This is a genomic window from Pseudoalteromonas sp. SR41-8, assembly GCF_014163915.1.
GTDB lineage: Bacteria > Pseudomonadota > Gammaproteobacteria > Enterobacterales > Alteromonadaceae > Pseudoalteromonas > Pseudoalteromonas rhizosphaerae.
Genome location: NZ_JACJEE010000013.1, coordinates 75,389 through 86,279 on the forward strand (window position 1 = coordinate 75,389; position 10,891 = coordinate 86,279).

General features: G+C 41.7%; 1 protein-coding gene. It reads left to right on the top strand.

Annotation, left to right across the window (positions count from 1 at the left end):
- The first annotated feature begins 831 nt into the window (after positions 1–831).
- Entirely contained in the window at positions 832–10,890 is a 10,059-nt protein-coding gene (locus H5162_RS10885) for a non-ribosomal peptide synthetase/type I polyketide synthase (protein ID WP_182778503.1), read from the top strand.
- Position 10,891: the final 1 nt, after the last annotated feature.

Below are 10,891 nucleotides of genomic sequence, written 5' to 3' on the forward strand. Positions count from 1 at the left end.
CTAACCTTAGGACAGATTAATCAAAGTTATTAGATACTTTATTTAATAGAGATGATGTGCAGTTGATCAACCGTGTACTTACTTGACGATTGAGTTCGTAATATTGCAGGCGTGCCTTGTGAGGGAATACTAGCACTAAATGAGTAGAACGTTTGTCAGTAGCTAAAGTCGGTCATCTTTGCATCACATTTAGCTTTTGTGTATTTAGTCACGTAACTTGAAGACCCCGATAAGACTCATACAGGAAATGCTGAAAATAGCTCAAGTAGGTAAAGTGAATTTACTAATAAAGCTAATTATTGCCTTAAATCAATCATCACTTTTTGGTTAATTATTTTTTAACAAAACGTAATGTTTTGTAATATTTCTATAGGGTTTGATCAAGTAACATGAGCCTTAGCATAGAGGTTAATTAATAAATACGCCTTTAGGATGGTTTTTGGTATTAACTTGTAAATTATTAGCTTTATTAATGTTGGTCTAGTTTTTTTGTACTACTCTCATGGTCGCAATATTAATTATTTTTATCACAGTAACTTTATTTATTGGTATTTATATACCAAATTTTAAATGAAAGTTATTGCAAAATTAAGGTGCAGTTGATTAGCGCAGCTGGTGGTTTTAGCGGTTAGTTTACCTTTAAGTTTCAATACGTTATTTATATTGTGCGGATTACAATATGTGCAATCGTTAAATAATGTTATGAGTCTATCTAATTGATTATATTTCAATTTTAGTGGTTTATACACTGAGGCAACCAAGCTGTAGAAGTGCAGAGCTTTATTTTGGCTTTGGTGTTGCAGTGAGCCGCAAACCAAAATAGGTCATGGAATGAATATAAATTTAGCGGCTAGGTTAGTTAAATTAGCTAACACGCGTGGTAGTGATACTGCATATCAATATTTTTATGACGATCAGCAACCTTGTAAAACACTCACTTATGCACAGTTAGATGAACGTGCTAAGCAAATTGCTCGGCACTTGCAGGAGCATTTTTCGCAAGGGGATAGGGCGCTATTGCTATTTAATTCTGGTTTTGAATTTGTGGAGGCATTTTTTGCGTGTCTGTACGGTGGCATTGTTGCTGTTCCTGTCTATCCTCCAAAAAAGAATCAAAATATTGACCGTTTAAGAACTATTGTTGTTGATGCTGGTGCGAAAGGTGCACTGACCACAGAAAAAATTAATGAAATAGCACGTCCATTATTTGAAGCTGAGCCTTTATTGGCTGATTTAGCTATTTTTACCACTGACGCTGAACCCACTTATCAAATTGACACTATAGATTTTCAGCACTGCGAAGTAGCAGCTGACGAATTAGCCTTTCTACAATATACATCTGGCTCAACGGGTGAGCCAAAAGGGGTAATGGTTAGCCAAGCCAATATTCTCGATAATCAAGAAATGATGAAGCAAGCCTTTGGTCATGATCACAGCACCGGTATTGTCAGCTGGTTACCGCACTTTCATGATATGGGTCTTATTTTTGGTATTTTGCATCCGATCTATATTGGTGCACCAGCGGCTTTGATGAATCCGACTTACTTTTTACAAAAGCCGTATCGCTGGCTCAAACTGTTAAGTGATACTAAAGCTGTAACCTCTAGTGCGCCTAACTTTGCTTATGATTTATGTGTCGATACGGTTAAAGATACTGATTTAAAAAACCTCGATTTATCACATTGGCGCTCTGCATTAAATGGTGCGGAGCCCGTTCGAGCGACGACGTTGGAGCGCTTTGTAGAGAAATTTAAAGGGTGTGGTTTTCGCCGTGACAGTATTTCTCCTTGTTATGGTATGGCGGAAACAACTTTATTTGCAAGCGGTGGTAAATTATCACACTCGCCAACTGTGTTACGTCTTATCACTGCAGAATTACAGACAGGTAAAGTAACAAACGTAACGCATGGCGATGATGATTCATTTTGTGATTTACACACATCATCCGATAACTCGCCTTATTATGCGGTGTCGTGTGGCATTACGTGGCACAACCATACAATGGCCATTGTTAATACTGACACTAATAAACGCTGTGCTGATGGCGAAACCGGCGAAATTTGGATCAAAGGTGCAAGTGTTGCACAAGGTTATTGGGGAAAAGCCGCATTAACAAAAGAAATATTTCAGGCCTATGTTGATGATAATGATGGCCCATACTTACGCACTGGCGACTTAGGCTTTGTATATCGCGATGAGTTGTTCGTCACTGGGCGCTCTAAAGATGTATTAATTTTTCGCGGTAAAAATTATTACCCACAAGATATTGAATTGACGGTAAGTAACGCAAATGCTGCACTTGATAATAACGGTGGTGCGGCATTTTCAATAATGTGCGAACAGCAAGAGCGACTTGTCATTGTGCAACAAGTAAAACGTACTGCGGTTCGTAAACTTGATCCTGAAGCGATATGTAAAGATGTGATCCAAGCGATTACAGAGCAGCATGGTATTACGCCCTATGATGTTGTACTGATAAAACCTGGGCGAGTATTAAAAACATCTAGCGGAAAAATTCAACGTCAAGAAAACAAACGTCATTACTTAGCGCAGCAGCTAACGCCACTTTATCAATTGCGTGGTTCTTTTGAGAGCGAAACGTTTGAGCCACAATCAGCAGATATATTCAGTAGCCACTGTGCACTTGAAGATGAACAACATGCAAATTTACTTAGCTTGTTGCAAAGCGTCGTTGCACAGGAAGTTGATATGGACCCGCAATCACTTGCTGTTGATGCTTCATTTCAATCTTTAGGGGTTGATTCAATGAAGGCGGTGCGTATTTCGGGTGAGTTAATGGAATTGCATGATATTGAGTTAGAGCCGACAGTTTTATATGACTATCCATCTATTTCAAAGCTTGCTAATTATTTATGGCAATTTGCTGCGATCCGAACTGCTGCTATATCATCAAATACAGTCACTATGCCCGTGGCTATACCTACACTAAATGAAGCTGCTCAGTCTCTAAGGGACTGCACGGACAAAGACATTGCCATTATAGGGATGGCATGTCGTTACCCTGAAGCTGAAAGTATAGAGGCGTTTTGGCAGCTATTATGTAACCAACAAGATGTAATTGGACTGCCAAACGAAAGTCGCGGCATGTTATGCCCACATTTGGATAATACCCGTTTAGGTGGTTACATCAGTGGCATTGAACAATTTGATGCAAATTTATTTGGTATTTCTCCAACCGAAGCTAAGCATATAGATCCTCAGCATCGATTGTTGCTAGAAACCAGTTACCATGCCATTGAAGCCGCAGGTTATGCGCCGATGCAATTATCGGGTGCAAAAGTAGGGGTTTATATTGGTATCTCGCAAAATGATTACTTCTTACTTTCTCAGCAATATGAAAAGCAAAATGCTTATTTAGGTACTGGTACTGCGCTGAGTATTGCGGCTAATCGGTTATCGTATTATTACAACTTCAGCGGGCCAAGTGTTGCAGTTGATACAGCATGCTCATCTTCGTTAGTTGCATTGCATTTAGCCATGCAAAGTATTCACAGTGGTGAAATAGCCCAAGCTCTGGTGGGCGGGGTGAATTTGATCCTCAGTGATGAGGTAACGAACGCCTGTGAAAACGCGCAAATGCTTGCAAAAGATGGCCGTTGTAAAACGTTTTCAGACTCTGCAGATGGCTATGTACGAAGTGAAGGGGTGGGATGTTTATTATTAAAGTCGTTAGCGCAGGCAGTACAGGATAACGACCCTATTTACGGGGTACTAAAAGGCAGTGCAGTCAATCAAGATGGCCGCAGTAATGGCATTACAGCACCTAATGGCTTGTCACAGCAAAGTGTTATTAAGTCGGCGTTAGCTAATGCACAAATTGCAGCAGATGACGTGCAATATGTTGAAGCCCATGGCACTGGTACAGAGCTGGGTGATCCAATAGAAGTATCGGCGCTGAGTAAAGTATATAGGCCACAAACAAGCTTAGCTGAGCCACTTACTGTGGGCGCTGTGAAAGCGAATATTGGCCATTTGGAATCGGGTGCAGGCATTGCTGGTGTGATCAAAACCATGTTATGCATGCAGCATAAAAAAATACCCGGCCAAGCTCATGCTAAAGAGCTTAACAAACACATTGCTTGGCATAAAATTGCGTTAAAAATTAATCGTGATTTACAGCCGTGGCCTGTTGGTTCAGACAATGGTTGTATTGCTGGTGTTAGCTCGTTTGGTTTTGGTGGCACCAATGCACATATTATCTGTGCGAGTGCACCTCAACGTGCGGTCGATACCATTGATTTAGCCTCGCAAACGGGATTTTATCTGTTACCGTTATCAGCTAAAACTCCAGATGCGTTAGCCAATTTACTGACGCGTTATGAAACGAGATTAAAGAGTTTATCTGATAATGAATTTGATGCGCTGATCTACACAGCAGCACATCTGACTAAGTTTAAAGAAGCAAAACGTGCCGTATGCGGCGAAGATCGTGCAGGTTTATTACGTGCGATGCGTGGCTTAAATACAACCTCGCATTTAAGTGCGGCTGAAAATGATAAAGCTGCGACAAATTATGAGTTAGTAATGCTATTTACTGGTCAGGGCTCGCAATATCCGGCAATGGCAAAACAATTGTATGATACGCAAATTGTATTTAAAAACGCGATTGATGAATGTGATCATTTACTTGGCGATAGACTCGGCGAGTCATTGCTAACGGTTCTGTATCAGCAAAGCCATAAACAGTTTTTAGAACAAACTAACTGGACTCAAGTCGGCTTATTTGCGGTTGAGTATGCTACGGCCAAATTAATGATCCACTTTGGCGCCACTCCTAAGCTGTTATTAGGTCACAGTGTTGGGGAGTATGCAGCCGCATGCATTGCTCAGGTGTTTTCGTTAGCTGATGCTATTTTATTGATAGCTGCGCGTGGCCAACTCATGCATGAACTTGCTGATAATGGGGGCATGTTTGCAGTGCGTTGTAGTGAGCAAGTTGCCCAGCAAGTCATTACAAAATGCCATGATAATGGCAAGACTCAAATTGCAATTTCAGCCTATCATGGTGCTTCTGGCGTGGTGTTCTCGGGCGAAAACTCAGCGCTTGAGATTGCCATTGAGTTATTAAAAGAACAAAATCTGACGATTAAACAGCTCAACACAGCACGTGCTTTTCATTCACCACTTATGGATCCGATACTTGATGATTTTGCTGCTATAGCAGCGCAAGTAAACTATAGAAAACCTTGTTATCCCTTGTTGTCGTCGGTGACTGGCCAGCTAGAAACTGACGCCTTAGCAACACCTCAATACTGGATCGAGCAGATCACTAAACCTGTTCGCATTGATTTATGCGTGAGCGAGTTAGATAAACGTGAGCATTTGTGCGCGGTAGAAGTTGGACCAAAACCTGTTTTGATGGTGTTATTGCAAGAAAACTTGCCCCATTTAGATGCTGAGTATTTACCTATATTGCACAGTCAAGGTGCTGATAAAACACGTTTAGTAACCAGTTTAGGGCGTATTTTTGAACTAGGCATTGAGCTAAATTGGGCGCATATTTATCCACAAATAAATATTCAAAAACAGCCATTACCCGCTTATCCGTTTGCAAAAAATGCACATTGGATAGTGCCAACAGCAAAGCAACCAGCGCTAAAAAGTACTGCAATGCAGGAAAATATGCAGGCCAATAAATCGGTAACAAACATAAACCAAGTTGTTGCACGAACTGAGCTTATTCGTGACATCGTACTCTCTAATCTTGCAAATTTATTATCATTACCAGTTGATGCTATAAAAACGAATGTTCCCTTACTTGAAATGGGGGTTGATTCATTAATGATAATGCAAGCCGTACGCACCTATGAAAGAGAATTTGGCTTAGAGTTTAGCGTACGCCAGTTTTACGAAGAACTAAGCACAGTGGATAGTTTATTGGATTATATTGCGCAACATAGTGACTTTTACCCACACACTGAAGATGCCCAGTTAACCTCGGATATTGCAATTGTAGAGCAGAATACCCCTTCGTACTCTGATACAACAACTTCTTCAGCCAATATGGGGTTTGATCAACAGACTATCATGGCAATTTGCCAGCAGCAGCTGCAAGCTGCCGCGAGTGTAACTAATGATTTTGGCCGTCAAAGCATTGCCGCGGTGACAGCGCAACAATTACGTTTTCTACAGGGCAGTGCTATAACCTCCTCGGCAAGTGTAACGCCAGACAATATGCCTCAGCAGCAAGTAAAAACAGTTGCAATGCCCGTAAATAAGCGCGCCACAGAACTTCCTGCATCACAAAGTAGACAATTACACATGCAGCATCAGTCACCCGCTATGCAGCAGCATTTTGAACAACTAAAAGCTGATTATTGCGCAAAAACCAGCGCATCGAAAAAGCTGGTTGCTCAACATCGTGGCAACTTAGCTGATTGCAGAGCCTCAGCGGGGTTTAGGTTATCAAGCAAGGAAATGCTTTATCCGATTTATGCAGACCACTGCGAGCAAGCCAGATTATGGGATATAGACGGCAATGAATACATTGATATTACAATGGATTTTGGAGTTAATTTATTTGGCCATAAAGCCGAATTTGTGACTGATGCTTTAGCGCAACAAGTAGATCAAGGTATTCAATTAGGCTTAGCCAGTCCTTTAGCGTGTGAAGTGGCTGCTTTGATCAGCGAATTAACTGGTTTGGCGCGTGTGACGTTTTGTAATTCAGGCACCGAGGCGGTCATGACCGCACTGCGCTTAGCACGCAATTATACAAAACGTGACAAAATTGTGCAGTTTAGTGGGGCATACCATGGTCATTATGATGGTACTTTGGCGCACTCTGTGGGCCAAGGAGACATCGAGCCTATGTGCGCAGGTGTTCGCCAAGGCGCAGTTAATGACAACTTAGTATTAGATTACGGTAGCGCGCAGGCGCTGGAAATTATTCGTGCAAATGCACATACAATTGCTGCGGTATTGGTTGAACCGGTTCAAAGCAGATACCCAGAAATACAACCGTGGGAATTTTTAAAAGAGCTCAGAGCAATAACCACAGAGCATGGAATAGCACTGATTTTTGATGAGATGATCACCGGGTTTCGCGCTCATCCAGGCGGCGTACAGGGATTAGTGGGGATCCAAGCTGATATGGCAACCTATGGCAAAATTGTTGGTGGAGGGTTGCCAATCGGAGTTGTTGCCGGCAGTGCCGATTACTTAGACGGTATTGATGGTGGTGTATGGCAATATGGTGATCAGTCTTATCCACAGGCAGATACGACTTTTTTTGCTGGAACATTTTGTAAACACCCAATGGCAATGGCCAGTGCAAAAGCGGTTTTAAGCGAAATTAAACGCCAAGGACCACAGTTACAACAAAGGCTAAGTGATAAAACCAGTTATCTGAAAACAACCCTTAATCGCTTTTTTGCTGATGCAATGATCCCAATTCAAATTGAAGCTTTTAGCTCTTTATTTCGTTTTAGATTTAGCCAAAATCTAGATATGTTTTTTTATGAAATGCTTAATCGTGGCATCTTTATTTGGGAAGGACGTAACTGCTTTTTATCAGCAGCTCATACAGATGCAGATATAGAGATCATTATTACCGCAGTTAAAGACAGTGCCTTGAGCTTAAAGGCGGCAGGTTATTTTGGTAGTGACCGTGATGATAAAATGAGCTTGGCCACCTTAGCGGCGACATTTCCATTGACCGAGGCGCAGCAGCAATTACTTGCCTTAGCGTCAAAGTCACCTGAGGGGGCTTTTGCGTATCACTTACAAGCCGTACTTAAATTAACAGGTCAGTTAGATATAAGTCGCTTAGTTACCGCAGTTGATAAAACAGTACGCGAGTGCACTATTTTACAGTATGCAATTGATAGCGATACGCTTTGCCATAGGTTAGTGGCTGAGCATCGTCCTCAATTGTTAGTTATTAATCTACAACACTCAGATAATAATATCGCTGTAGCAACTCAGTTGCAGGAGTTACGTTACCATGCTTTTGATTTTAATAATGAAGTTGCATGTCGCTTTGCGCTACTAAGAGAAAATGATAATACTGCTTACTTAAGTGTGGTTACGCATCATTTACTCTGTGATGGCGTATCGTTGCAGATTATTTTGAGTAAAGTTGCCCAACACTATAACAACACCACAACAGAGGCGTTGGCAGCACCGGTAGACTTTAGTGCATATGTTAAAGCACTTGACCACTATAAAGAGTCTGCTAATTACCAGCAAGATAAGGCATTTTGGTTGGCACAACTAGCGCCAAGTATGCCGTTGCAACTACCAACAAACACTGCGATTGCAACGACAACGAACTATGCAGTATCGGTATTGACTGTTGAGCTTAATGAGCACACCAAAGGAAATATTGCTGATCTGGCTAAACAGCAGGGCTGCGGTCAATTTGCCACTTTATTGGGGTTATATATAGCGTGGTTAAGTAAGCTTAGTCAGCAGTCAATGATCACAGTTGGGATCCCTTGCTCTGATCGACAATTACTCCCTCAAGCTGATAGCGCAGAATCTTCCGATAGCGAATTAGTCGGGTATTGCACGAATATTTTACCAATTTGCATTGATGTTACAAACATCAGCAGTGTTCGAGAGTTAATCAAAACAGTGCAATCTGAATTATTAACTGCATTTGAACATCAACATTTCCCTTATTCAGCGTTAGCAAATGAATCGCTTAATTTACCTAATACTTTATTTAATTTAGATAAAGTTACTGCCTTACCGGCATTTACTGAATTGCAATTAAATACCATGCCAAGCAACACCTGTTATAGCCAATTCCAATTAAGTTGTAACTTAACTCAGTTTGCTTACAGTTGGTCACTCACCCTTGAATATCAACAAGATAAATTTACATATGAACAGGTAAATCATTGGTTATCTGGGTTAATAGGGTTGTTTAGCAACGCTGTTGGGACAGACGAACTAAACAGTGCGAACTGTTCATTGTTAGATGATTTACAAATAGCGACACTGGTTACTGAACAATGTGAGCGTGTTGATAAACAACTTTGTGTCGATTCTTGTATCGTTTCATTTGAATATGCTGCGACTCAATACCCTGACAATATTGCTATTACCTGTGATGGCCAAAGCCTTAACTATTCACAGTTAAATCAACGAGTAAATACCTTTGCCCATTATCTTATTGAGCAAGGTATTGGGGTCGGCAGCTTAGTCGCAATTGCACTACCAAGGCGTGCGGAGCTGATTATTAGCTTATTAGCGGTATTAAAAACGGGGGCTGCATTTTTGCCACTCGATATTACTTTTCCGCAAGCACGCATTGAATATATTCTGGCTGATGCACAAGCTGATTTACTGTTGTGTGACAGTTTTAGTGATAGTAGCCCAATTATTGCGAGCAACAAATTGCCCGTATTAGATATTGATACTGTGGTACTTACAGGCTTGCAAAGCAGTAATCCAGATCGCGTTATTGCTCCTTTATCAAGCGCTTATGTTATATATACATCGGGCTCAACGGGGCAACCTAAAGGTGTGGAAATTAATCACCAAGGGCTACAAAACCTGTTGCTCGCTATGACGGTACAGCCTGGAATAGAGCCAACCGATTGCTTGTTGGCAGTTACCACTATTGCATTTGATATCGCGATGTTAGAGCTGTTTTCGCCCTTAATTGTTGGGGCTAATGTACTGCTTGCGAGTGAGCAAACATGCAGTGACCCATATGCAATTACCGATCTAATAGCACATTTCCCAGTGTCTATTATGCAAGCGACTCCGACGTTATGGCGATTAATAATAAATGCAGCACCTGATTGTTTAGCTGGTATCAAGGTCTTGTGTGGTGGCGAACCGCTTGATCCAGCACTTGCTCAGGCGGTGCTGTCGCAGCAGGGGGATTTATGGAATATGTATGGTCCAACCGAAACCACCATTTGGTCTGCAATTAGCCATATTCAGCACAGTGATGATATTACGATAGGTTCAGCAATTGCTAATACGAGCTTGTATGTTATGGCTGAGGATGCACAAAGTCCATGTTTACCTCTACCTATTGGCGTGTGGGGGGAGTTATGGATCGGTGGTTTAGGGTTAGCGACTGGCTACTTAAAGCAACCAGCACTCACAGCTGAACGTTTTGTTAGTCATGTTTTTAATGGTCAATCGCATCAGCGTTTGTATAAAACTGGCGATCGTGCAAGGCGTTTACTCGATGGCCGTATTGAACTACAAGGGCGGTTAGATCAACAAGTTAAACTAAACGGGCATCGTATTGAATTAAGTGAAATTGAACACCACCTGCGCTTGTTATTTGCGAACCAAGATGTACGTGTTTTTATCAAACCAAACAATCACGACCAGCCGAGTTTATGTGCTTATAGCCTTGAGGACGACAGTTTGGAAAGTGTTTGGAGTGTGAGTGAATTACGTCGTGTGCTATCACAATCATTGCCAAGTTATATGGTGCCAGAATCAATCTGTTGGTTAACGCAGTGGCCAACCACACCAAATGGAAAATTAGACACGAAAGCATTACCGCTTCCGACTGCGGCTATGCAATCGGCAATAGTACGTATTGCCCCCAGCTGCGCGACTGAAACGAGCTTACTGCAACATTATTTAGCATTACTTAAGGTTGCAGTGTTAGGTACCCAAGAAAGTTTCTTTGATTGTGGTGGTAACTCTGTACTCGCTATGCAGCTTGTGTCACGAATTAATCTGCAATTTAAAGTACGGGTGACGGTAGGCGATATTTTTGACTACCCTAGCGTGGCGCAATTAGCGCTACGAATTGACGATTTATTATCAGCGCGAGCAGCAAGTACCGAGCAAAGTCAGCCTCAGGTTACTGTTGTGAGCGATATAGTGAGCGGCCGTGATATTAGTAAAGCCCTTGATGATAGCAGCATGACTGAAATGGACTTGTAAC